The organism is Thiocapsa sp. C2-2m (assembly GCF_041903745.1).
GTDB lineage: Bacteria > Pseudomonadota > Gammaproteobacteria > Chromatiales > Chromatiaceae > Thiocapsa > Thiocapsa roseilacustris.
The window spans coordinates 49,865-73,867 of the sequence record NZ_JBBWVD010000007.1; the positions used below are offsets into that span (position 1 = coordinate 49,865).

Here is a 24,003-nt window from a genome sequence, read left to right on the forward strand (position 1 = left end):
CATAGAACGCGGTTTAATACATCAAGAAGGCAATACCGAGCAGTCCAATCATCGCCGGCCACTTCCAAACCAGCCTGACGACATCCTCGGTCCGATAGCGCGGAAAGAGAAAGGCGAGACTCATCGGGATGGCGACCACAGCGAAGACTTTGATCAGGAAGGTCAGCCAATTCTCCCCTCCCCCAAGAAACAGAAGGGTATAGAGTGCGCCCGCCGTGTAGAGCTGGAAGCACTGCATGATGAAGAGACCGCCGAGAAACTTCCCGCCCATCTCGACCATCGGCCCGGTGGCGATCTCGGCCGGGGCGATATAGATCTCGAACGGCTGCTTGCCCAGCATCGCCTGCATCGCGAAGAGCCCGGCGATGGCCAGGAGCGGCATCTCGGCGATACCCCAGGTCGCGAAGCCACCGGCCTGCTGCGCATCGATGATCTGCACCAGGTTGGTGGAGCCGTAGAAAAAGGCGACCCCGAAGATGACGATCACCATCGGGATGTCGTAGGCCAGCATGGCGGTCAGCGCGCGCGAGATCCCGATGGAGCCGTTGGGATTGGCACATTGTCCGACCCCGAGTGCGAGCCCGAGCGACGGGATCATCATCATGTAGAGTAGCGCGATCAGACCGCCCTGCTCCGCCAAGCCGTTCATCCCCGGCAAGGGCATGAGCGTCACCGCGGCGACGAAGCCACCGATGGCCATCACGATCCCGATCTCGTGGATCAGACCGTGCGAGGTCTGGGTCTCTTTGCCATGCAGCTTGATAATGTCCCACAGAGGCTGGAGCAACGGCGGTCCGACACGCCGCTGCAGGCGCGCACCGATCCGGCGCATCATGAGCACCATGGCGAGCCCGATGACGAAGGCCGCCAGCGGCATTAGGGCCAGCTCGAGCATGAGTCCGATCAGGTTCATCAGGTCGCACCCTCGCTAAGGACCAACGCCAGCAGCGTCACTGCGGTTGCCAGCACGAAAAGCGTCGGTTGTGCATAGCGATAAAACCCGTTCATGACCGCCGAGATGAAGGCCACCGTCGCAGTCAGGGCCTTCTCCAGCCAGAGGAAGGCGCCGCGATACCAGGGGCCGATCAGATGCATGAGACCGGCGTAGAAGTTGTCGCTGTACTGATAGCGCACCTCTGCGGTCAGAAAATGGCCGCCCGCATAATTGTCGAGCTGATGGATCCGTCTGGACTTGCCGCCGAGTCCGAAAAAGATCAGCGCACCGACCGCAAAGCCCGCCATCAAAATGCCGACCAGCCAGAGCATGTCCAAACCACCGCGCGGGTCTTCAATGCCGCCCAAGGTGTAGGGGACCGGCGGAAGACCGAGCGAGGTCTGAACGGCCGCGACCCAGCTCAGCGCGGGGCCGGGCATAAGCCCGACCAGAAAGATCAGGGTCGACAGACCCAGCATCGGCAGCAGCATACTGAGCGGCGCCTCGCGAATCTGCTCGTGCTCGATGCGCAGTTGGCCGAGGAAGATGTTGTGGATCAGTTTGTAAACCGAGAGGATGGTGCCGAGCGTCCCGACCACCGCGGCGACAAAGAGCAGCGGCATGCCCTCCGTGATGAGCGAGCGGTAGACCATCCACTTGGAGACAAAGCCGGCCATCGGCGGCAACCCGGCCAGACTGATGATGCCGAACAACAGGACCAGAAAGGTCAGCGGCATGCGCACGACCAGCCCGCCGAGCTTATTCAGATCCGCCGTACCAGTGCGATAGACCACGGCGAACACCGCCATCAGCAAGGCCGCCTGCGTAATGCCGTAGGTGAAGACGTGCAGCAGGCCACCCGCGGACCCGACGGCATTGCCGACCATCAGACCCAGCAGCATATAGCCGCCCTGACCGATCCCGTGCCAGGCCAGCAGATAGCGTGCATCGTGCTGTTGCAGCGCGATATAGGTCGGGATGATCACCGTCAGCGCGGCAATCCAGGCGATCAGGTCACGGGCGCTGAGGAAGGTGAAAGGCACCTCCATCGCCGTGAGTCGCCCGATGCCCAGCATGGCAACGAACACCAGGATGATGGCATAGAGGCCCATCCGCGCCGAGATGGCCCCGAGAAAACTCGACCCAGGCCCGGGCGTCTCTGCATAGGCCGCGGCCTGCCACAGATGGAACGGCAAGAGCCCCATCTTGACCGCGAAGCCGCCGCCGATCAGCAACAGCAGGAGCCAGACCTGGCCGTCGGACAACTCGCCGAACAGGGTCAGCACGCGCGCGTAATCCAACGAGCCGGTCTGGGTATAGATCAGCATCAGACCGGCCAGGATCGCCATCGCTCCGGAGAAGGCGTAGACCAGGTAACGCAGGGCGGCACGCCCGGCCGCGCCGCCGCCGATCGCCATCAGCAGGAAGCTCGCCCAGCTCACCAGCTCCCAGCCGATGAAGAGCGACAGAAAATCCCCGCTGCCCAGAAAGACCAGCATGCCGAAGACGTTCGCCGCGAGCGCGACATGGAAGAGTCGCGGACTGTGCCCGTCCTCGCGATAGCGCTCCTGCCAGACCCCGGCGGCATACCAGGCACAGACGAATCCGGCCCCGATGGTCATCATGGCGAAGTACCCGGAGAGCGCGTCGTAGCACCACTGCATCCGCAGATCGAGCACCGAGAACGTCAGCGAGGAGACGACCGGCTCCCCACCGAGTGCACCCGTCTGCATGAGCAGCAGAAACTGAACACCGTAGAGGACGACCGCGAGCCGACCGGCCATCCGCATGCGCCCGAACAGCAGCATCAGGGTCAGTGTCAGCGCCGAGACCAGCAAGAGGTGGTCGAGTGACGTCATGGTCAATCCTTACGGGCGACGTGCGACGGGAAGACGGTCTCGATATAGGTCGCGCGGTCGCCGAGTTGGGCGGCGCCTGCACTCAGGCGATCCGCGACCGGCTGCAGACCCAGCGTCGCGGCCACCAGGACGGCGCCGAGCAGAGCGGCCACGCCGAGATCCCGCCGTGCCGGCGGGGCGACCGGATCCGGGTTGTCCCCGTAGAGCCGGATCGCGACCCGGAAGAGATAGCTCGCCTCGACCGCCGTGGCGAGAAGGATCGCCATCAGGGCCGTCAGATCGAGCAGAGTCCCTCCCTCGGCCAGACCGAGCAAAACCGTCAGCTTGGCCCAGAACCCCGGGAGCGGCGGGACACCGATCAGCGATAGGGCAAACAAGACGAAGAGTCCGGCCGCCAGCGGCGAGCTGCGCGCGGCACCGGCCAGCGCCTCCAGGGATCCGTTCCAACGCACCGCCAGCCCGAACAGGGCCGATTTGACGATCAGATGATGCAGCGCGACGGCGAGGCCGGCCAAGAGTCCGATCTCCCCGCCGATCGAGAAGGCGATAAAGACCAGCCCGAGCTGACCGATCGACGAGAAAGCGAGCATCCGCGGGAAGTCCTTGGCGCGCCAGGCGGCAAACTCGCCGGTCAGCACACCCAGCACACCCAGCACGAGCAGCATCTGAGCCGCCTCGGGCTGGGGGAAGATCAACACCAGTAGACGGATGATCACCAGCACCGCGAGTTTCGACACCAGACCGGCCAGCAAGGCCGACACCCGCGCGGGTGCGCCCGCGTAGACCTCCGGCACCCAGGTGTTGACCGGGAAGAGCTCCGCCTTGACGCCGAAACCGATCAGCATGAGTGCGAACGACGCCAATCCGATGGGGTTGTTCAATGTCTCGGGCGCAAGCTGTGCGATCTGGGCGAGGTTCAGAGTGCCCGTCTGCATGTAGAGGATCGCGATCCCCACCAGTGCGAGCACCGACCCGAACGCACTGATCATCAAATAGCGGAAGGTCGCGACCTGCGCACGCCCGGTGCCGGACAATGCCACCAGACCGAATGAAGCCACGGCCGCCAGCTCGTAGAACACATAGATGTTGAAGAGATCGCCGGACAGGGCGAGCCCGGTCGTCGCCGCCACCAGCAGTAGCGCCAGTGCATCGCGACGTGCCGCCTGCTCGCGGTCGGTCTCGCTTGAGCCGGGATCCGTCGCCGATCCGAATCCCGGCCAAAAGAGGAGCGCGAAGACGGGCACGGCGAGCGCGAAGAGCAGCGCAACGCCGTCGGCATAGAAGAGAATCCCGAGCGGCGGGGCGAAGCCGCCGATCGCCAGCGTGAAGGGTGCATCCCCGAGCTGGATCCAGAGCTGCGCGATGATCCACGCGGACAGGATCAAAACCAAGGGGCCAAGTCCGTGCGCCAAGGCAGCGGACACCCGCGCCAGCGGCTGCATCAGGAAGGCGGCCAAGAGCGGTAAGACCACCGGCAGGATCAACTGACCGGGGGACGCGGCAAACCAGGTCGACAGGCTCATCTCCGTCATCATGGGTTCAGCTCACCCTGTCCGAGCGCGCCGGCCGGCACGGGACGACGGCCTGCAAACCCGCCCGGCCCGGCCGAAGCCGTCGCCGCGGCGGGCTGCAGCGAACGTTCGCCGGCCGGAGCTTCTTGGCTCGCATCGGCCTCGACGTCGGCTGCCCGCGCGATATCCGCGTCCATGCGGTCGCGCAGCTCGCGCACGTCCAGCGTGCCGTAGGCACGATGGATCCTCAGGAGCAGTGCGACCGCCAGCGCCTGCACACCCACGCCGATGACGATCGCGGTCAGCACCAAGACCTGCGGGATCGGATCGACCATCGGGGCTGCCGGATCGCCGATGCCCAGGATCGGTGCAACCGCGCCGACCCGATAACCCGAGAGCACGATCAGCAGGTTCGCACCGGATTCGGCGATCACCAAGGCCAACAGCATCCGAAACAGATGATTCGAGATCACCATGCCGAGCGCGCCGATCACGACCAGACCGAGCGCGCCGATCAAGACGACGGTCTCCAAGGAGAAGGACATCATGCGTCGGGCGCCTCCGCGTCGGCGATATGGGCCATGATCCCGGCCAGCTCGGCCCCGACCTTGAGGCCGATCGCCATCGACAGTAGCGGCAAGGTTCCGGCCGAGACCAGCTCGCCCATCACGCCCGGCCCCAACAGCGGCGCGAGAAAGTCGCCGTTCGCGACCAGGCCCCAGATCCCGATCAGGATGAAGACGGCGCCCGCCAACCCCTCGATCCAGAGGATCACGCCATGACGCAGACCGCGCGAGGGTTGCGCCAGGATGGCGACGAAGAAGGCCGCAGCCAGGATGACGCCGCCCTGAAAACCGCCGCCGGGCGTCAAGTGACCGTGGACCACCACGTAGAGTCCGACGACCAGCAGCAAGGGAAAGAGCAAATCCGCCCCGGTGCGCAGCACCTCGCCGCCCGGCGGATCGCGACGGGCATCGGGCCGACGTCGTCCCATCACCACCCCGGCCGCCGTCGCGGCGGCGAAGAGGACGGCCAGCTCGCCGAGCGTGTCGAACCCGCGATAGCCCAGGAGCACCGCCGTCACCAGGTTTGCCGCACCGACCTCGTGCGGCGCGACCGCCAGGATCTCGGCCCCGACCGGCATCGGCGGCGTCCCGAAGGCGAGCTGAGACAACAGGACCGAGAGCAAAAAGGCCAAGCCGCCCGCGAACACCAGCGAGGCCGCATTACGCATCGCCGCGCCCCGTGCCGTCGCCCTCGACGTGCCAAAGCCCGAGACGGCGCAGCGCAAGTGCCAGGATGACCCCGCTCAGACCGGCCCCGACCGCCGCCTCGGTCATGGCGACATCCGGCGCACGCAGCAGCACGAACAGCAGGGTCAGCCCGAGCCCGACGACCGACGTCGCGGCCACGGCAGCCACGAAGTTGCGCAACAGCAGCACGGCGACCGCCGAAACCAGCATCACGGTCACCACGATCAGAGCGATCCAGGCCGTCATGAGCGGACCTCCGCGGAACCGGACGCCGGCGTACCCACTCCGCCGGACCCCGGCCGCCAGGGCTTGATGCCGGAGACATGGATGGCCCGCGCGATCGTCGAGGACGACACCGGGCTCGTGAAGAGAATGAATCCGAGGATGCAGAGCAGCTTGGCCCACCACTGCGGAAAGAGCAGAGCGGCACCGATCAGAAAGGCCAAGGCCCCCAGGGTCACCGCCTTGGTACCCGCCTGGATGCGCGTGTAGACATCCGGCATCCGCACGAGCCCCAGTGCTCCAAGAAAGGCAAAAGCGGCCCCGATCAGCAAAAAGATGTCGGCAAGCAGCCTCATGAGCGTCCTCCTTCGATGGCCCGCGCGATCGCGACGACGCCGACGAAGGCCAGCACCCCGAAGACAAGTGCGACGTCCAGATACAGCGGATTGGCGAACAGCAGGGCCAGACCCACGATCGCGATGCTCGTGATCACCGTCAAGGTATCCGCGGCGACTACGCGATCAGGCGCGGTCGGTCCCAGCACCAGACGCAGCAAGGTGATCAGCAATGCCGCTCCGAGCAGCACGCCGGCAAGGATTTCCAGGGCGTTCGGCGTCATTTCAGGAACCCTCGGATATGGCGCTCGAATGCATCGGAAACGGCCGCCGTGGCGCGGTCGAGATCGGTGCCGGGCGGGCAATCGACCCAGTGCACCAAGAGCCGGTTCCCGCGCAGATCAACCGTGAGCGTACCTGGGGTAAGCGTGATGCTGTTGGCCAACAGCATCCGCCCGAGCGAAGAGCGCAACCCGGTCTGCACCTCGACCAAGGCCGGTCGCAAGGGCAAGGACGGCGACAGTACGCGTCGGGCCATGTCCAGGTTGGACCGCACCAGGGCGATGAAGAAGACGACCAGATAGCGCAGCAGATGCCAAGGGGCCGAGTGCGAGAGCCGCACGCCGCTCAGGACAGCGAGGCGCGGTCCGGCGATGGCGGTGACCAGGATCGCGACCGCACCGGCGGCGATCAGCTCGGACGTCTCCAGGCTGCCGGCCAAGAGCAGCCACAGGGTGGTCAGGACCACGACGGAGAAGAGGTAATGACCGGCCGAAGGCCGAGCATCGGCGGAGGTGTCATCCATTCGCATGCCTCAAGACGACGGGGCTGATGGTGTGGAAACACGCCGCCGGGGATTGGCGTCGGCCCAGTGCCGACGAACCGCAAACGCGTGCGATACCTAGTCTACGCCGAATGGTCGATCGGCGCCTACCCCTAAACCGCGTCCGGACACCCCCTCCGAGAGACATGTCGAGCCGGGAACAGCGTGTCGGCGTCGCCCGTTACGGGAGCCGCCAACCCCTTGACCTGGTCAAAAGCAAGGGTAAAGATTAAACTTTAAGGTCCTTTTCATGACGTTAACGTTGCCGCTTTCGGACTTCGTCGACCACGCAGCGCGAGGATCCTGCCCCAAGCCATGCCTCGAATCCCGATGAATCCGATCCCGACTCCCGCCCTGCTGCGCCGAGCGCTGTTCTGGCTCGCCGCCATGCTCTTCGTCGCCGCCAAGAACATGTTTTTGCTGCTCGACGGATGGCAGCTCGCAGGTGCCGCGCTCATGGTCGCCGTTCCGGCGATCCTGCTCTAGTGGATGATCGACTGGCGTCGGGCGTGGTCATGGGTCAACGTCGGCGTCGTCGGGCTCGCGGTCGGTCTGCTCGTCGCCTTCCCGGAGCCGGCGAGTTTGGCCTTGGATAAGCAGTTCGGAAACTCGGTCTGGAACCAGCGCGGCAATTTCGAGTCTAGAGGGCTCCCGCTGCAGCTCCTGCAGGAAGGCGTGCGCAGCCGCGCCCGGCGCGAGCCCGCCCCGACGGCCGGCGAGGTCGAAACAGCCCTGGCACGACTCGGCGCCCCGGCCCCGAGCGACCTGATGAGGGTCGCAAGCCCGGCGGGCCCGAGCCGCAATCTCCATATGATCGTGCTGGAGTCCTTCTGGGATCCGCTGCTGCTCGGCGCAGCGGAGCTCTCGGCGGATCCGCTCGATCCGGCCTTCCGCGCGCTTTGGGCAGCCTCGGGCCAGGCGCATGCCCTCGCGCCCGTCTTCGGCGGCTACACCGCCAACACCGAGCTCGAGATCCTCTGCGGCTTCCCGGTCGAGCGCGACAACGTCTTTTTCGAAGGCGGACTGCGCAATGACGTACCCTGTCTGCCGAGCCATTTGGCGAGTGCCGGCTACCGGTCGTTCGCATCGCACCCCAACGCGGCGTCCTTCTGGAATCGGATCAACGCCTATCGTCGCATCGCATTCGAGACCTATTGGTCCGACGGCGACTTCGCGCCCGACGACATGAATCACGTCTTCCTGAGCGACGCCTCGCTCTATCGCCAGGTGCTCGAACGGCTCGGACCCCAGCTGCAAGGACCCACACCCGCCTTCAACTATGTCCTCACCTATTTCGGACATCTTCCCTACCCGCTCAACGCGCAGCGCCAGAACCTCATCAGCGCCGCCGAGGGGCACGAGACAGTAGAGGCGTACGCCAATACCCTGTACTACAAGTCGCGCGAGCTGATGGATTTCCTGCGCGAGCTGCGCAAGCGCGATCCGGACGGGCTGATCGTCCTCTTCGGCGACCATCTGCCCGCGCTCGGCAACCAGTTCGGGGGCTTCCGAGAATCCGGCCTCCTGGCATCGAGCCGCGCCGAGCTCACCGACGCCATGTTCCGCACCCTGGTCGCAACCCCCTTGATCCTGATCGACGGCCGACGCGGCGTCATCCAGACCGGCGATCTGCCCTTGTACCAACTCCCCGGACTGCTGCTCCGACTCTTGGGCGACCAGCGCCCGTCGATGATGGCTCTTACCGCACCCGAGTCCGGGTCACCGGTGATCCGCCCGCTCCCCGGCATGCACTTCGTCGGCGACGGCGGAACGGTGACCACATGCCGCGATCCCGCGGATCAAGCCGCCACCTGCGAAGCATCCACCGCCCGGCTCGCGTGGCTCCGCATCATCGCCCGCGACATCTTCGGCGGCGCCCAGCACACACTGCGCCGCCTCGAGCCCGCGCCCGGATTCAGGGCAGCCGCCTCTGCTGCGCCGCTCGACGAGCCAACGCCCATGCTCTAAGGGCTCCCACACCCGGTGACCGATCCGATCCGTCACCCACCGCCCAATACAAAGGCGGCGGCGCGAGACTCAATCCGATCCCGCAGCACTGAGCAGCGTTTGGAGCTCAGCTCGCAGCCCCGCGCCCAGGCGCCCGATGCCCAAGGTGTGCGCCATCGCACGCACAGGATCCTCGGCGTCTTGCCCGAGCGTCATCTGCGCGAGCCCGAGCTTTTCCGGATAGGGCACATCCGACCAATCGCGTTCGACGCCGTCGACCGAAAGACCCCGGAACGGCATGATCGCCACGCCGTCATCTTCCCGCGACCAGACGACCTCCTGTCCGTCGGCCGCGGTTGCCAAGGAGCCGACCCCGAGCACCGCCTCGCGACAGACCCGAACAATCTCCGAACCGGTCCGTTGGAAGCCATGCGCGCGTGCGACGAGCGTCGTGATGCGCCGCAGGGTCACGGGCGCCTCCCGCTCGATGATCTGCGTCACCAACGCGCGCAAGGTCGGCGCGTAGTCGGGATCATAGAATCCTGCAGCATCGAGGAGCAGCTCCGACTGCACCGACCGGGGTTCCGTATCGCCCGCTCCGACAAGCCCCCGAGCAAAGCGCTGAACCTCGAACGGGGAAGCGAGATCGTCGCTCGACGCCGGCAACCCATCAAGCGCCTGCTCGGCAGGTGCGCCGCCCAACTCCTCGCTCGGCGGCGCCATCGGGGCCGCAGGCGGCACGGGCGCAGCGGTTGACGACTCGGCCTCGGCCGTTTCCGGCACGGCCCGATCCGCTTCGAGCAACCCGCGGAGATTGGTGTCGAGACCCTCCAGACTGGCCGCCGGATCCAAAAAGACATCGGTCGACCACAGCCGCAGCAATCGCCACCCGAGCTGCTCCAGGATAATGTGACGGACCCGGTCGCGGTCGCGCGCCGAGGGAGAGCTGTGATAGGTCGCGCCGTCGGACTCGATCCCGGCGAGAAACCGACCCGGTGCATCGGGATGGACGACGCCGAGATCGACACGAAACTTCGACACGCCGATCTGGGTGCGGATATCCCAACCGTACCGCCGCAGTCCTTCGGCGACCGCCATCTCGAAATCACTGTCGTACTCGCGACGCCCGACGAGCGAGATCGCTGCACCCAAGGCGGCCGGGCCGCGCTCGGCGAATTCGAGGTAGTGCTTCAAATCCTGAACGGCACGCGCGCTGGTGCGGGTCAGGTCGATCATTTCCGGCCCGAAGCTGGCAAAAACCATCACCTCCGTGGTGGCGCGCGTAATGGCGACATTGAGCCGTCGCTCGCCGCCCTGTCGGTTGAGCGGTCCGAAGTTCATGGACAGGGTCCGGGCACCCGGCTCGGTCGGGCCATAGGCGATGCTGAGCATGATCACATCGCGCTGATCACCCTGGACGGTTTCGAGATTCTTAACGAACACCGGGGCTTGGAGCTCGTCGCCGAAAAAGCGCTCCAGATCCGGATCGGCCCGACGTGCCTGGTCGAGCAGATCCTCGACGAGGCGCTGTTGCTCGCTGTTGAGGGTCACCACCCCGATCGACAGGTGCGACAGGCGCGGATCCCGAAGTCGACGCAGGATCTCGGCGACCAGCTCTTGGGCCTCGATCGGGTTGGTGCGCGACTTGCCCTTGGCATAGATGCCATTCACACGGCGCAGAGAGATCGCGCTGTCGCGCGTGTCCGCCGCGGGATAGGTGACCAACGAGGCGTCGTAATAGGCATGGTTCGAGAATGCGATCAGGCTCTCGTGACGACTGCGATAATGCCCGGTCAGACGGTGATGAGGTGCGCGGGCGGCGAGCGCCTCGTCGAGGATGCTTTCGAGGTCACCGGCGTCCTGATCGTCGTCGTCGGCGGCTTTGTCGAAAAAGCTGGTCGGCGGCATCTGTTTGGGATCACCGACGACGATGACACGACGTCCGCGCGCGATCGCACCGATGGCATCCGGTACCGTGATCTGCGATGCCTCGTCGAACACGACCAGATCGAACAACGCTTGATCCGCCGGAAGGAACTGCGCCACCGACAGCGGACTCATCATCAAACAGGGTGTGAGTGTCAACAGGCCATCGCCCATCTCGCCGATGAGTTGACGAATCGGCTTGTGCCGGGTCTTCTTCTGCAGCTCCCGCGCCAGCACACCGAGGCCCTTCGGTGTCTGCGGCGCGTCCTTGCGCGGGATCGCCTCCGAGAGCGATGCACGGATGTAGTCGGCGGTGATGTCGGCCAGCTCACGGTCGAGCGCGCGGAAGGTCGCAATGAGGCCCTCGTGCTGCACGGCCGAGAAGGTGCGTAGCTCGGGCCGCTCGTCGATCATCAGGGGCGCCGCCCAGCGACAGTAAGCGGTCTTGATGATCTCCGTCGTCATTTCGTGTGCTATCAATCCGTCTTCGAGCGCGCCGATCAGAGGGCCGAGTCCGTATGCCTCGCCGTCGCGCCGGGCCGCGATCCATCCGCACCAGTAATTCAGGCGCGCAGCCCGTGTCGTGACTGCCTCGGCTGCAGCGGCGATCTCCTCGATCCGACCCACCTCATCGGCGACGACCGCCTCGGCGCGGAAGGACTCGAATACCCTCGTGAAGGTCTTGAACGCGGCGATCAGATCGCTCGCTGCCGCCGGAATCGCCAGACCGGACTCGAGCAGGTCGCGCCCCTCGACAAGCAGGCGCCGGAGCTGCCCCCGCAGTGCGACGAGGTCTCCCCCGTGGCCGGCGAGACCCAACAAACCGGCGCGTGCCGCAACTCCGGTTTCGCGCTCTGCCGAGGCGCGCGCGAGATCCGTATCGAGACCGCGCCAAGGTGTCCGCGCCGGAAGATCCGCCGTCACTCGGGCGATGCGTGTCATTCGCTCCTGCAGCCCCAGGATCGTCTCGATCGCGTTCTCCGGAGCGGGGAGCTTGTTCGGCCATGCCAGATGGGCCCGGATCTCCCCGCGGAGTCTGCGCCGCGCGAGGACACGCATCGGCCAGAACCGCTGCGCCGCGGCCTCCCGGGCGATCCGCCACTCCTCGGCCGGGGCCGTCTCGATCGCCGTGTCTCGCGTCGGGGCGGGCAGGCCCGCCATCTCCTCGCGATGGTCGGCAAGGGAGCGCAGTGCCTCGTCCAGCGCCTCGAGCGTCGCCTTGCCGTCGGGCGCCAACGCGTACCCGACATCGACCTGAACACAGCGCGGCAGAAGAGCGGCGAGCTCGACAAGCGCAGCGCACTCCGCCAGCGTGTCGCCCGCAGCCAGGCCGGTGCGGGCGGCAAAAAGCCCACGTGCTTCGCGCAGTCTGTTCAGTGCCCGGAGCGTCGCGCGTGCGCGCTCGATCGCACCCTCCTGCCAAGCGAACGACCAGTCCTCTCGGCCGATCCACGAGAATGCCGTGCGATCCGCGGGGGTGATCCGACTGAACGCCTGCCCGAGTCGCCGTGCCCGCTCGATCTGCGCCGCCAGCGCCTCGGGCGTCGGCGCCCGATCGGGCCGGCGCAGATCCGTGCCCCAGTCGAGCGCGACCGGGTGTAGATCCCGCCAGCGTAGAGTCCGGCCGATCGCATCGCGCGGGCTGATCCCTGCCGGGCCGGGCTCATGCAACGCATGGACCAGCCCGTTGAGGCGATCACGCGTCTGCCGCAGGGTCTCGGCCTTGCGATGCCAGGTCTCGGCGGTCTTCTCGCCGGCACTATCCCAGGCGTTGCCGAGCTGCTGGAGCACCTCGCGCTTGTTGGCCTTGTTGGAATGCAGCTCGAGACAAAAGGCGCCGAGCCCGCGGCCTTTGAGTCGCCGATAGACCACGTCCAACGCGGCCATTTTTTCGGACACGAAGAGTACGCGGCGCCCGCAGGCGAGGTTATGGGCGATGATGTTGCCGATCGTCTCCGATTTACCCGTACCCGGAGGGCCTTCGAGGACAAAATCGCCGTTCTCGGACGAGGCATGGATCGCCACGATCTGCACGCTGTCGGCATTGAGCGGCGCAAAGAGCGCGGCGGGATCGATCCGCTCGTCGATCTCGCGCGGTGCAATAAAGCGCGCACCGCCCTGATAGGCTTCACGCGGCGTCTCGATGAGGTGGCGCACGAAGGCGTTTCCCTTGAGCGCGTCGGTGCGATCCGCCAGGTCTTTCCACATGAGGTATTTGGCGAAGGAGAAGGTGCTGAGCGTGACCTCCTCCACCACCTCGAAGCCCGGCACCTCGCGCACGCGTGCACGCACGAGGTTCCAGACCTGTCTGACATCCACGCCATGCTCGTCGCTCGGAAGCGCGCCGGCGAGATCCGAGAGGTTCACGTCGAACTCCTGACGCAGCATCTCGATCAGCGTGAGATTGAAGACGGTCTCGTCGTCATGCCCCAACAAAAAAGGCTTGGACGCGGCGCTCTTGCGCACCAATCGCACCGGCAGCAGGATCAAAGGTGCACGGTAATGCCGCGCGGTCTCGCCCGGCGGACGCCAACGCAAGGCGCCGAGTGCAAGAAACAGCGTATTGGAACCGCCCTCCTCGAGGTCGGATCGCGCCTTGCGGAAGAGCTCCAGCACGCCCTTTTCCAGAACTCGCGAGTCCGTATTGGCAATGATCTGATTGCGCTCCAAGGCATCCCGCGCGATCGTCTCGGACAGATCGTCGCCCGTCTTCAGCAGATGCAGCTCCGCGTCCGGCGCACCGTCCGCAGCCTGCCGCGGCGGCGGGGGAACGATGCCGATGCGTTGTCCCCGTGCGATCCGATCCTCGAGTGCAGCCGGATCGGGACAGAAGATCGGGATCGCCGTAGTGGACGGGCGCAGGTTCAGCAAGCGGTTGCGCTTGGTGAGATCAAGCAGTTTGCGTTTCCATAGATCGATCCGCTCGGCGGGTGTCTCCGGGATCGGGTCTGCGCCGATACCCAGATCGAAGCCGGGCAGGTCGGGCGGGATATCGACAGGGGGCGTCATCTCGGCACCCAATACCGGATCACTCGATTCGGCGCGGCTCACGATCGACGTCAAGGGCTGAATCTGGCGTCCCCGCGCCTGCTTGATGTCGAGCGCATAGACAAAGTCGTTGTCATGCTCCTCGTCGATCCGGCGCCGCCCCTGAGCCACCGCCTTGGCGAAGGGCGGCGCATGGCCGACCGCGGCGAGGGTCGTCTCGAAGAGCACCAGCTCCTGCTGATCGATCGCCTTGCGAAGCTCGGCGGGGTCGTCCACCGTTAGGGTCGGCAGTGTCTGCGGCTGGAGCCAGGCACCGCAAAAGGCATGGCCTTTGGTGAAGACGATGAGTGGATTGAGTCCAATCTGCTCGATCGCGGCGGCGAACAAGAGCGCGAGATCAAGACAGGTTGCAAGGCCCTGGACCTCGATGTCCGACGGGGTTCGCACCTTCTGACCCGCGGTCTCGAAGCTCGCGGGAGGCTCCGCATAGGTCAGCCGACGTGCGCCGACCGCGGACCAGAGGCCCGCGAGCAGCTCCCAGACACGCTTTCGCGACTTCTCCTGATAGCCCTCCAGCGTCGCCTTGCGCCCGGACGCCTCGAGCGCCCGTGCCGCATCCTTGAGCAGGCGCGCGACGGCAGGATCGTTCGGCATCACAAAGGCGCCGAGCAGCTCGGGCATGGTTGCGGCACCGCCCCATTCATTGCGCGCCAAGGCGATGATCGGACGATCCAAGCTCGCGAGTATCGCCTCGCCCTGAAGCAGCTCAAGCCTCAGATCCAGGCGCATCCGTTCCGTGAGGCCATCGAGCAGACCGCCCGCCAGCTGGACGCGGCGGTCGCGCACACGGATCTCTTGTCTCGCGCCAAGCCGGTCGAGACTCCAGGTGCGGGGGGCGAGAACGGGCGGCTCCGCGACGAGTCGGAGCCGCAGCGCGTCGAGATCTCGGTCGCAGGCGCTACGCACGCAGAGCGCGACCACGACCGGTGCGTCGCATTGATGGGTCGCAAACGAGATCTTGGACGCAACCTCGAGAACCAACTCCACTGCCGGGACATCGCCGTCTACCACGGTGAGCTCAACATCGACATTCGTTTGGTCCATCATCACCATCTCCATCGCACCTTGGCCTATGCTGCCGATCCTTCGCGCGGAGCAATGCGCTCGGACAGGCGATTGATTGGTGGCAATGCGCTCGATCCGTGAGGCCTGGATCGACCGATTGCCGGCAAGCCTTGCCACACGTCGTTGCGCCATTATGTCCTAAGTCTAACCGATGACTCGGAAATCCCTGCACCCTGGGGCGTGTGATCCTCGTTAGAATGACCCTCGCCGATCCCACATCTCATCCTGCCGCCGCAGGCAGGTGGGCATCCTTTGGCAATACCGGAGATGTCGACGATGAACTACACCGAGGTCATGGACGCGCTGGGTCGGGCCAGCTTGTTCGAGCTTTATCGCTTGAACGCGGCCATCAGCAACCAGCTCGACGACCCCAAACGCATCGCCGCGGTGAAGCAAGCGCTGCGAGTCGGTCAGACGGTGCGTTGGTTCGACCACGTCGAGAACCGGATGCTCGAAGCCTCGCTGCTGCGGATCAACCGAAGCCGCGCCGAGATCCAAAATCTCGGTGACGGGAAACGCTGGAGCATTCTCTTCCATCAGATCGATCTGGACGGCGCGGACGTGACGATCGCCACGCAGAAGCGCCAACCGATCGACCGCAATCGTCTGAGCGTCGGCGATCGGGTCGCCTTCAAGGGCCGCGATGGACATGAGCGGTTCGGAGAGGTGGTGAAGCTGAACACCAAGACCGCGTCGGTGCAGGTCGGTACCGTCCGCTGGCGGGTGGGCTACGGGCTCTTGGCGCCCGTGATCGACGGCGCGCTGGGCGATCTTGTCGACGACCCGCTCGCCCTGCCGGGCGTCTGGAACCGGGTCGACCCATGACGCAAGAGGTGCGAATCGGTGTCGGCGGCATGAGCTGCGCATCCTGCGTGGCGCGGGTGGAGCGCGCCATCGCCCGCACGCCGGGCGTAGACGCGGCGACGGTGAACCTCGCGGCCGGCACGGCGATCGTGCGCTTCGAGCAGGCGAGCGTGCCGGCCCTGCTCGATGCGGTGCGCGGCGCCGGTTACGCGCCGGTGGTCGAGTCGGTCACCCTGGGCGTCGGCGGCATGACCTGCGCGTCCTGTGTCGCGCGCGTGGAACGGGCCATTCAAGCCGTGCCGGGCGTCATCGCGGCGACGGTCAATCTCGGTACCGAATCGGCGACCGTCGGCTATCTCCCCGCCACGGTGAGCCCGGAGCGCATCGCCCAAGCGATCCGCGCGGCCGGCTACGAGCCGGCGGCGCCAGAGCAACGGGCGGAGACGGACGCGATGCGTAAGGGGCAGGAGCTGCGCCGGCTCGCGGGCGATCTGCGCGTCGCCGCGTCCCTGACCCTGCCGCTATTGCTGATCAGCATGGGACCTATGGTCGTGCCGGGGCTCCATACCCTCATGGACAGGCTGGCACCGGTGAGCCTGTGGGCCTGGCTCGAGCTGGTGCTGGCCACGCCGGTGCTCTTCTGGTCCGGGCGGCGCTTCCTAACACGGGGTCTGACCGAGCTTCGGCACCTGAGCCCCGGCATGGACAGTCTGGTCATGCTCGGCAGCGGCGCGGCCTATCTCTACTCGCTCCTGGCACTCACCCTGCCGGGGATGTTTCCCGCCGGGACGGTCCATCTCTATTTCGAAGCCGCCGCGGTCATCGTCAACCTAATCCTGCTCGGGCGTTATCTCGAGGCCGTCGCCAAGGGGCGAACCTCGCAGGCCATTCGACGTCTGGTGAACCTCCAGCCCAAGACCGCTCGCATCATCGGCCCGGACGGCGAGACCGAGATCCCCGCCGACGCAGTCGTCCCGGGCGACGTCATCCAGGTGCGTCCCGGCGAGCGCATCCCGGTCGACGGCACCCTCACCGAGGGCGGCAGCCGCATCGACGAATCCATGATCAGCGGCGAGCCGGTGCCCGTGCGCAAGGATCCCGGAGACGAGGTCATCGGCGGCACACTCAATCAGACCGGATCCTTCCGCTACCGCGCCACCCGCGTGGGTGCGGAGACGGTGCTGGCGCAGATCATCCGGCTGGTCGAGGATGCCCAATCCGGCAAGCCGCCGATCCAGCGCGTCGCCGACCGGATCGCGGCCGTCTTCGTGCCCCTGGTCATGGTCGTCGCGCTCGTGACCTTCGTGGTCTGGCTGTGGTTGGGTCCGGCGCCGCCCTTGAGCTATGCCTTCGTCGCCGCGGTCAGCGTGCTGCTGATCGCCTGCCCCTGCGCCATGGGGCTCGCGACCCCGACCGCCATCATGGTCGCCACCGGGCGCGGCGCGGCGTTGGGGATCCTGGTCCGCAACGGCGCCGCGCTCGAGACGCTCGCCCGCGTGGATACAATCGTCTTGGACAAGACGGGAACCTTGACCGAAGGCCATCCGGCGCTGACCGCGCTCGACGCCTACGGCATGGACGAGGCCGCGGCGCTGGCGCTGACGGCGGCGGTCGAGCACCACAGCGAGCATCCGATCGCCGCAGCCATCGTCGCGGAGGCCAAGGCGCGGGGATTGACCCTGCCGGAGGCCACGCAGATCGAAGCAGAGCCCGGGTTCGGCATTCAGGGCGAGGTCGGCGAGCAACGGATCGCCGTCGGCGCACGGCGCTGGATGGAGCGTCTGGAGGTGCCCATCGACGCAGCGAGCGAGATCGCCAAGCGACTCGGTGCGGAGGGCCAAACCCCGATCTATGTCGCGGCGGATCAACGCCTGATCGCCGTTCTGGCGGTCGCGGATCCCATCAAGGCCGGCAGCCGGGAGGCGATCGCGCAGCTGCGTGCGCTCGGGCTCGAAGTGGGGATGCTGACCGGTGACGGCCGCCGGACCGCCGAGGCGATCGCACGCCAAGTCGGCATCACGCGCGTCCTCGCCGAGGTGCTACCGGCGGACAAGGCCGCCGAGGTCAAGCGTCTGCAAGCCGAGGGGCGTCGCGTCGCCTTTGTCGGGGACGGCATCAACGACGCCCCGGCCCTTGCGCAGGCGGATGTCGGCATCGCCATCGGCACGGGGACCGATATCGCGGTCGAGGCCGGCGAGGTGATCCTGATGCAGGGCGACCTGCGCGGCACCGCGACCGCGATCGCGCTGGCGCGCAAGACGCTGCGCACCATCCGCATCAACTTCTTCTGGGCCTATGCCTACAACGTCGCGCTCATCCCGCTGGCCGCCGGGGTCTTCTTCCCGCTCACCGGATGGCTGCTCAATCCCATGCTCGCCGCCGCGGCCATGAGCGTGTCGAGCCTCTTCGTCGTCACCAACAGCCTGCGGCTGCGGCGCTTCGCTCAAGCCGCGCAGGGCTCCCGCCAGCTCGCCGCCAAGTAGTCATAAACAACATCGATCTGCTCCGACGTCAGGGCGCCGAAGTGCCGGCTCAGACGATAGCCGAGGTTCAGCCAGGTCAAGCGCTCGAGCTTCTCGGCCTCGTACACCTTGCCCTCCAGCGCCGCAGCCCAGCCGACACGGAACTTGCTGCTGCGATGCGCATCCGGCGCCTTACGCTCGTCACGAACGTAGACGAGCGCGGCGAACGCCTCGTCGATGGCCAGTTGCGTTGGAGTCGGCATGATGGGTCTCTCTGTCCTGTTGGGGTCTGGATCCGGCGGATGAACGGCCCCCGGAGTGCTTCACCCGGGGTGTCCGAGCATATCGGGGGCGCATTATAGGTCCACAATGCCTGTGGGGTGCGTTGAGAGATCGTAAGCCCGACAGATATCGACCAGGCGCTCGCCGCGCTAGCCTCGGACGATACGGACGTGCTTCGGACAACGCCGGTAGACGATGCGAAAGGGCGGCCGGATCAGTTCGCGCAGAATCGGCCGGGCGAACTCGGGTGCGACTTTACATTTCCTTTCATTGGCTGACGGTGCCTTACGGACCGGCTACTAAGCTGTGCCCCGACCATACCCAAAGACGAGGAAACACCACGATGAAATCGCTACTTGCCATCGTTTCGCTCATCACCCTGGTGCTCGCGAGCCCGCTTTCGACCGCCAACGAAGACCGCGCCGCCGAGCTCAAGGGACGCATGCAGGAGGCGCAGGCCCGGCTCAACCTCAGCGACGCGCAGATCGACCAGATGGCGCCGATCATGGAACGCGCAATGCAGGCGCAGAAGGACATCCTGGCCCGCTACGGTATGGACCCGGAGAACCGCAATGGTTCCGGCAGCCGTCCCGGTCTGCGCCAGATGCGCGCGATGAAGCAGGAGATGGCGGTCGTGCGCTCGGACACCCGCGCGGCGCTGGAGCCCATCCTCAGCGACGCGCAGATGGCCGAGTTCCAGCGCATGCAGGAAGAGCGCAAGGCGCAGATGCGCGAGCGTATGCGCAGTTCGCACTGAGTCGGAGGCGCGGGTCGCCGGCGCCGGTAACCGCGCCGCACCCGGTAAGCGCAACACGAACAGGACCTGCAAGATGAAGCCGTCTAACGGACCCGCCGATACGGATTCCGCCAGCCCGCCCCTGCCGTTGCTCGACGACGGTAGGGGCAGCCCCGAACCGGCAACGCCTCCGCGGCGGCCCCGCGCCATCGTGCGGGCCGCCGCCGTGCTGCTACTGATTTTCGCCGGCGGCGTCCTCGGGTTGTACTTCCAGCCCCCGGGCCTGCGGGCGTTCTTCAGCGCCAGCGGTCTCGAACCGGGTGCCGGGGCGCGGGTTCCGATAGCGCTGCCCGTCGAACGCACCCCTTCACCGGAGCGCGTCGCGGCGGTCGCCTCCGGCGACGTCATGGCCCTAGGCCGGCTGCGGCCGCGGGATGACATCGTCACTGTCGCGACGCCGTTCGGCGCCGCCGACGCGCGCATCGCGCAGCTGCTGGTCAGCGACGGCGATGATGTCATCGCCGGCGACCTGCTCGCGGTGCTCGACAGCATGGTCCAGTTCGAGGCGGCGCTCGCGACAGCGCAGAGCACGCTGGAGACCCGGCAGGCGAAGCTGGCGCAGACGATCAGCAACGTTGCCGCAGCGGAAGCGGAAACCCGGGCCAGCCTCGAGAGCGCGCGGGTCGCAGCCTCGGCGGCGCAGGCGAGCCTGGCGCGCGCCCGGAGCCTGTCGGAACGCGGGCTGACGTCGCAAGAGGCCCTGGATGCCGCGCAGTCCGACGCCGCCGCCGCCAGCGGCGAGGTGGCGCGCTTGACCGCGACGCTGTCCCGCTACGATACGGCCCCGGACGGCGAACAGGCCGACGTCGCGGTCGCACGAGCGGACGTCGCCGCCGCCGAGGCGGAGTTCGCCCGGGCGACGCGCGACCTTGAGCTGGCGCGGATCCGCGCGCCGCGGGACGGCCGGGTGCTCGAGATCGCGGCCCGCGAGGGCGAGAAGGCACCGCCCGAAGGTCTGCTGCAGCTGGGCGACGTCGGGCGGATGGAAGCGGCGCTGGAGGTGTTCGAATCGATGGCGCCGCGGGTCCAGGTCGGCCAGGACGTGAAGATCAGCTCCAAGGTTCTCGGCGACACGCCGCTGCGCGGCAAGGTCACCCGCATCGGCGCGCTGGTCGGCCGCCAGAGCGTGACCGCCGACGACCCCGCCGCCAATACCGACGCGCGGATTGTCGAGGTCATCGTGCAGCTGGACGACCCGTCCAGCGCCCGCGCTGCGCGCTTCGTCGGCCTTGAGGTGGTCGGCCGCATCGGCGTCGAGACGTCGGGTTATGTGACGGCGGGCGCGCCGTGACGGCCATTTTGACCCTCATCCTCGGGAGACTGCCGATCGGCTATCTGCAGCTGACCCACAACCCCGGGCGTTTTCTGGCAGCGCTTGCCGGCGTCGCCTTCGCCAACGTGCTCGTGCTCGTTCAGCTCGGGCTGGCGGCCTCGATGACCGAATCGGTCACAACGCCATATCGCCTGTTCCAGCCGGATCTGCTGCTGCTGTCCGCCTTCGAGGCGGATACCTTCGCCGATGGCGCAACGGTGCCGCGGCAGCGCCTCTACCAGGCCCTGGCCCATCCGGAAGTGACCGGCGGCACGCCGACCTACCTGGCCCAGGGCAAGTGGCAGACCGAGACCAACAGCTCCTCGATCATGTTTCTCGGACTGCACCCGGACACCGGCGCCTTCGTCCGCGACGACCTCGCGGCGCCGCTGCAGAGCCTCGCGCTGGAAGACACGGCGCTGGTGGACCTGGAGACGCGCTTCATCGACATGAGCGCGTACGACGGCTCTCGCCCGGACGCGCCGGTACCGTTCGAATTCAAGAACCGGCAGCTGAACGCCATCGGCACCGTGGCCATCGGCGGCGGCTTCAGCGGCGACGGCGTGTTCGTCGTGTCGGACCAGACCTTTCTGCACCTGTTTCCGAGCCGCAGCTCCGGAACCCCCAGCCATATCCTGCTGGCGACTCGCGCCGGCGCCGACCCTCGCCGCGTTTCGGAAGAGCTCGTCCAGCTGTTTCCCGAGGAATCGGTCCGGATCCGCTCGCTGGCGGATGCGACGGCGGCGGAACAGCGCTACCAGATGACCCAGCGCCCGACCGGGCTGATCTTCGCCTTCGGCGTCGGCATCGGGCTGGTGGTCGGCGTCGTGATTGCCTACCAGGTGCTCTCCACTGACGTCGCCGACCACATCCGCGAGTACGCCACATTGAAGGCTATGGGCTACCCGACAGGGTTCTTCGCCGGCATCGTGCTCGAAGAGGCGCTGATCCTCGCCGCCGTCGGTTTCTGGCCCGGGCTGGCGTTCTCCCAGGCGTTCTACGCGACCCTTGCGCACCTGACCAACATTCCGATCTTCATGACCCCGGAACGGGCGGTGGCCGTGTTCATCGGTACCCTGATCGCCTGCTCGCTGTCCGGCGTCCTCGCCATGCGCCGCCTGGCCGCCGCCGACCCTGCCGACCTGTTCTGAGAGACCGATGGACGACGCACCGATCATCGTCAGCGACCTTGACCATTATTTCGGCGACGGCGAAGCACGCAAGCAGGCGCTCTATGGCATCGACCTGCGTATCGCGCGGGGATCGCTGACCGTGTTGATGGGCCCCTCCGGATCGGGCAAGACCACGCTGCTGACGCTGATGGGCTGCCTGCGCGACGTACAGGCCGGCAGCGTGCGGCTGCTCGGAGCCGAGCTCAACGGCTCCAGCGAGGCCACGCAGATCGCGTTGCGCCGGCGCCTGGGCTTCATCTTCCAGGCGCACAACCTGCACGACAGCCTGACCGCCCGGCAGAACGTCTTGACCGGCCTGCAGGTGCATGGACGCGGAAACCCTTCGCGCCAACGCGAAGCCGTTAAACACATGCTGGATATCGTCGGCCTTGCCGATCGCATCGACTACCTGCCCGGGAACTTGTCCGGCGGCCAGAAACAGCGGGTGGCCATCGCCAGGGCGCTGGTCGCGAATCCGGAGATCGTTTTCGCCGACGAGCCGACCGCGGCGCTGGACAAGGTTTCCGGCATGGCCGTGGTGCGGCTGCTGAAGCAGCTCGGGCGCACGCGCGGCACGACCACCGTGATGGTGACCCACGATTCCCGCATCCTCGATCTGGCGGACCGCATCATCACGCTGGAAGACGGTGTCCTGGTCGCAACCGATTCAGAGCCGCCGCTCCATGCCCCTATGGTGCCTGCACAGGAAGCGCCGCGGCTGCACTGACGTTTCCTTACGTTTCATTGCACGCCCGATGACGTTCCCGACATACCGGCTTCTAGACTGAACATCACTGCTAAGCCACCGCCACCGAGAGAATCAACGATGAACAAGCCCCGCACCATGAGCACCCCTGGCATGACTACCCTGGCCGCCGTCCTAGCACTGAGTATGCCAAGCGCCTCCGCCAACGACGAGGCCGCAACCGCGACCCTGGATTACGGCGCCTCCATCACCAACACGACCACCGGCGAATCCGTTTCCCGGACCCGGGATACGGCCGTCACCGGAAGCGAGAGCGGTGCCTCCTGGACCCGCGAGGATTCGATCTCCGGCGGGAGCCGCGGCGCCGATTCTTCAATCTCCGGCTCCGTCGAACAGAATGACGACGGTTCTGTGAGCTACAAGAACGACCGCATGGTCACCAACCAGGCCGGCGAGAGCATCACCGGCAGCACGAACGTCGATGTCGCGCGCGACGACGACGGCAACGTGACTGCGGACCGGCAGAAGGACGTCGAAGGCAGCGGCGGCCGCAGCTTCTCCGCCGACCAGCAGGGCGAACTTGCCCGCAACGAGGACGGGTCGGGCTCCTTCAACCGGACGACGAACGCCTCCGTCATGAATGCCGACGGCGAAACCCGCTCCGCGAACGCCGAGCGCAGCGCCGGATGGCAGCCTAACGAAGAGGGCGGCCGCGATTTCGATTCCTCCCGGAACGCTGCCACCAGCGAAGGCCGCTCCGCCGGCAGCACGACCTCGGCCCGCACCACGCGCGACGGCAGCGGCAATGCCAGCTTCGAAGGCACGCGCGAGCGCTTTTCGAACCGCGGCAGCAGCCTCGTGGAGCGGAGCGGCCGCCGCAGCGTGGGCGAAAACGGCGCGGTAACCCGCGAGCGCGGCCGTAGCGCCTCGCGCTTCTGATTGAACCTTGTCTCACGGCCGCCGGACCTGTCTCCTCTGCTTGCAGATTCCCCCATCTGTGGGTCCGGCGGCCTCCTTATCGTCACCGACATCACCACCCGCGGCCGCATTCGATAACACGATCGTTTCAGCAGCAGCGCAGATGTTCCGAATCAAGAACGCGGCGAAGTCCGGCGCGTGGCCCCGGGCCCGGGCTTCCGGTCCGGCCACGCCGCGGCCGCGCTGACGGGAGCTTGCTCATCCATGCCTGGCCTGGCAGTTCTTTCTGCATACCGAGGCCATTGGCCGGCTGGGATGGCTGGAGGGCAAGCTGCTGAACACACCTTCCGCGCACCGCGTCCATCACGGCCGCAACGCGCAGTACATCGACAAAAACTTTGCCGGCGCCCTGATCGTCTGGGATCGGCTGTTCGGCACCTATGAACCTGAGCACGAGCCGGTCTGCTACGGAGTGACCTCCGGCTTCGCCGGTCACAACCCGCTCGTCATTCAGTTTCTGCCCCTATGGAAGTATATTCGCGGGGAATGGCGCGCCGAAAGGCAGCTCACCGCCGCGCAGCGTGGGGCCGCCTTAAGCGATGGGCCTCGCGCGTGACGATGAAGGGGA

The 24,003-nt window shown here is 66.7% G+C and carries 21 protein-coding genes; 10 read left to right on the top strand and 11 right to left on the bottom strand.

Going from position 1 to position 24,003, the window contains the following annotated elements; genetic code table 11:
• Positions 1–13 precede the first annotated feature (13 nt).
• Genes AADX97_RS06955 through AADX97_RS06995 form a run of 9 tightly spaced genes read right to left on the bottom strand, consistent with a single transcriptional unit; the run spans position 14 to position 6,919 of the window.
• On the bottom strand, positions 14–913 hold the full coding sequence (locus AADX97_RS06955; RefSeq protein WP_374233212.1) for a respiratory chain complex I subunit 1 family protein: 900 nt from the start codon (positions 911–913) through the stop codon (positions 14–16).
• On the bottom strand, positions 913–2,793 hold the full coding sequence (locus AADX97_RS06960) for a proton-conducting transporter membrane subunit (protein ID WP_374233210.1): 1,881 nt from the start codon (positions 2,791–2,793) through the stop codon (positions 913–915). Before AADX97_RS06960 ends, AADX97_RS06955 begins: the two co-directional genes overlap by 1 nt.
• A gap of 2 nt (positions 2,794–2,795) precedes the next feature.
• Complete coding sequence (locus AADX97_RS06965) at positions 2,796–4,316, bottom strand: complex I subunit 5 family protein (protein WP_374239281.1); 1,521 nt, start codon at positions 4,314–4,316, stop codon at positions 2,796–2,798.
• A gap of 8 nt (positions 4,317–4,324) precedes the next feature.
• Positions 4,325–4,852: a sodium:proton antiporter gene (locus AADX97_RS06970; protein ID WP_374233207.1), complete on the bottom strand. Its 528-nt coding sequence runs from the start codon at positions 4,850–4,852 to the stop codon at positions 4,325–4,327.
• Entirely contained in the window at positions 4,849–5,538 is a 690-nt protein-coding gene (gene mbhE, locus AADX97_RS06975) for a hydrogen gas-evolving membrane-bound hydrogenase subunit E (protein ID WP_374233205.1), read from the bottom strand. The genes AADX97_RS06970 and mbhE overlap by 4 nt, the downstream gene beginning before the upstream one ends.
• Positions 5,531–5,803 carry a hydrogenase subunit MbhD domain-containing protein gene (locus AADX97_RS06980; protein WP_374233204.1) on the bottom strand — a complete coding sequence of 91 codons (273 nt, stop codon included), beginning with the start codon at positions 5,801–5,803 and terminating at the stop codon, positions 5,531–5,533. The genes mbhE and AADX97_RS06980 overlap by 8 nt, the downstream gene beginning before the upstream one ends.
• Positions 5,800–6,135 carry a monovalent cation/H(+) antiporter subunit G gene (gene mnhG / locus AADX97_RS06985; protein ID WP_374233203.1) on the bottom strand — a complete coding sequence of 112 codons (336 nt, stop codon included), beginning with the start codon at positions 6,133–6,135 and terminating at the stop codon, positions 5,800–5,802. The genes AADX97_RS06980 and mnhG overlap by 4 nt, the downstream gene beginning before the upstream one ends.
• A complete protein-coding gene (locus AADX97_RS06990; RefSeq protein ID WP_374233201.1) occupies positions 6,132–6,398 on the bottom strand; it encodes a monovalent cation/H+ antiporter complex subunit F in 267 nt (88 codons plus the stop codon). The genes mnhG and AADX97_RS06990 overlap by 4 nt, the downstream gene beginning before the upstream one ends.
• The gene (locus AADX97_RS06995; protein WP_374233198.1) at positions 6,395–6,919 is read right to left on the bottom strand and encodes a Na+/H+ antiporter subunit E; all 525 of its coding nucleotides are present in this window, start codon (positions 6,917–6,919) and stop codon (positions 6,395–6,397) included. The genes AADX97_RS06990 and AADX97_RS06995 overlap by 4 nt, the downstream gene beginning before the upstream one ends.
• Positions 6,920–7,252: 333 nt before the next feature.
• Between AADX97_RS06995 and AADX97_RS07000 the strand changes: the two genes are divergently transcribed.
• Together AADX97_RS07000 and AADX97_RS07005 are read left to right on the top strand one after the other, a co-directional pair.
• On the top strand, positions 7,253–7,423 hold the full coding sequence (locus tag AADX97_RS07000) for a hypothetical protein (protein ID WP_374233197.1): 171 nt from the start codon (positions 7,253–7,255) through the stop codon (positions 7,421–7,423).
• Between the two features lie 3 nt (positions 7,424–7,426).
• On the top strand, positions 7,427–8,905 hold the full coding sequence (locus tag AADX97_RS07005; protein ID WP_374233195.1) for an LTA synthase family protein: 1,479 nt from the start codon (positions 7,427–7,429) through the stop codon (positions 8,903–8,905).
• A 69-nt stretch (positions 8,906–8,974) separates the two neighbouring features.
• Here AADX97_RS07005 and AADX97_RS07010 read toward each other — a convergent pair whose 3' ends face one another.
• Entirely contained in the window at positions 8,975–14,905 is a 5,931-nt protein-coding gene (locus AADX97_RS07010; RefSeq protein WP_374233193.1) for a DUF3320 domain-containing protein, read from the bottom strand.
• A gap of 294 nt (positions 14,906–15,199) precedes the next feature.
• Here AADX97_RS07010 and AADX97_RS07015 point away from each other — a divergent pair, with 294 nt between their 5' ends.
• Together AADX97_RS07015 and AADX97_RS07020 are read left to right on the top strand one after the other, a co-directional pair.
• Entirely contained in the window at positions 15,200–15,748 is a 549-nt protein-coding gene (locus tag AADX97_RS07015) for a hypothetical protein (RefSeq protein WP_374233192.1), read from the top strand.
• Positions 15,745–18,210 carry a heavy metal translocating P-type ATPase gene (locus tag AADX97_RS07020; protein WP_374233191.1) on the top strand — a complete coding sequence of 822 codons (2,466 nt, stop codon included), beginning with the start codon at positions 15,745–15,747 and terminating at the stop codon, positions 18,208–18,210. Before AADX97_RS07015 ends, AADX97_RS07020 begins: the two co-directional genes overlap by 4 nt.
• On the opposite strand, the gene AADX97_RS07025 is transcribed toward AADX97_RS07020, so the two are convergent.
• Positions 18,171–18,452: a hypothetical protein gene (locus AADX97_RS07025; RefSeq protein WP_374233190.1), complete on the bottom strand. Its 282-nt coding sequence runs from the start codon at positions 18,450–18,452 to the stop codon at positions 18,171–18,173. The two genes, AADX97_RS07020 and AADX97_RS07025, sit on opposite strands and share 40 nt — an antisense overlap.
• Before the next feature lie 362 nt (positions 18,453–18,814).
• On the opposite strand from AADX97_RS07025, the gene AADX97_RS07030 reads away from it, so the two are divergent.
• From AADX97_RS07030 to AADX97_RS07055, 6 genes are all read left to right on the top strand, one after another.
• Positions 18,815–19,228, top strand: coding sequence for a hypothetical protein (locus AADX97_RS07030; protein WP_374233189.1), 414 nt, complete (start codon positions 18,815–18,817; stop codon positions 19,226–19,228).
• 73 nt (positions 19,229–19,301) lie between these two features.
• On the top strand, positions 19,302–20,558 hold the full coding sequence (locus AADX97_RS07035; RefSeq protein ID WP_374233187.1) for an efflux RND transporter periplasmic adaptor subunit: 1,257 nt from the start codon (positions 19,302–19,304) through the stop codon (positions 20,556–20,558).
• Entirely contained in the window at positions 20,555–21,730 is a 1,176-nt protein-coding gene (locus AADX97_RS07040; RefSeq protein ID WP_374233186.1) for an FtsX-like permease family protein, read from the top strand. The genes AADX97_RS07035 and AADX97_RS07040 overlap by 4 nt, the downstream gene beginning before the upstream one ends.
• 7 nt (positions 21,731–21,737) lie before the next feature.
• Positions 21,738–22,478 (top strand): ATP-binding cassette domain-containing protein, encoded by a 741-nt coding sequence (locus tag AADX97_RS07045; protein WP_374233185.1) that lies wholly within the window; start codon positions 21,738–21,740, stop codon positions 22,476–22,478.
• Positions 22,479–22,577: 99 nt separating this feature from the next.
• Entirely contained in the window at positions 22,578–23,396 is an 819-nt protein-coding gene (locus tag AADX97_RS07050; protein ID WP_374233183.1) for a hypothetical protein, read from the top strand.
• Between the two features lie 247 nt (positions 23,397–23,643).
• Positions 23,644–23,991, top strand: a complete 348-nt coding sequence (locus tag AADX97_RS07055; RefSeq protein WP_374233278.1) for a sterol desaturase family protein — start codon at positions 23,644–23,646, stop codon at positions 23,989–23,991.
• The last annotated feature ends 12 nt before the right edge of the window (positions 23,992–24,003 follow it).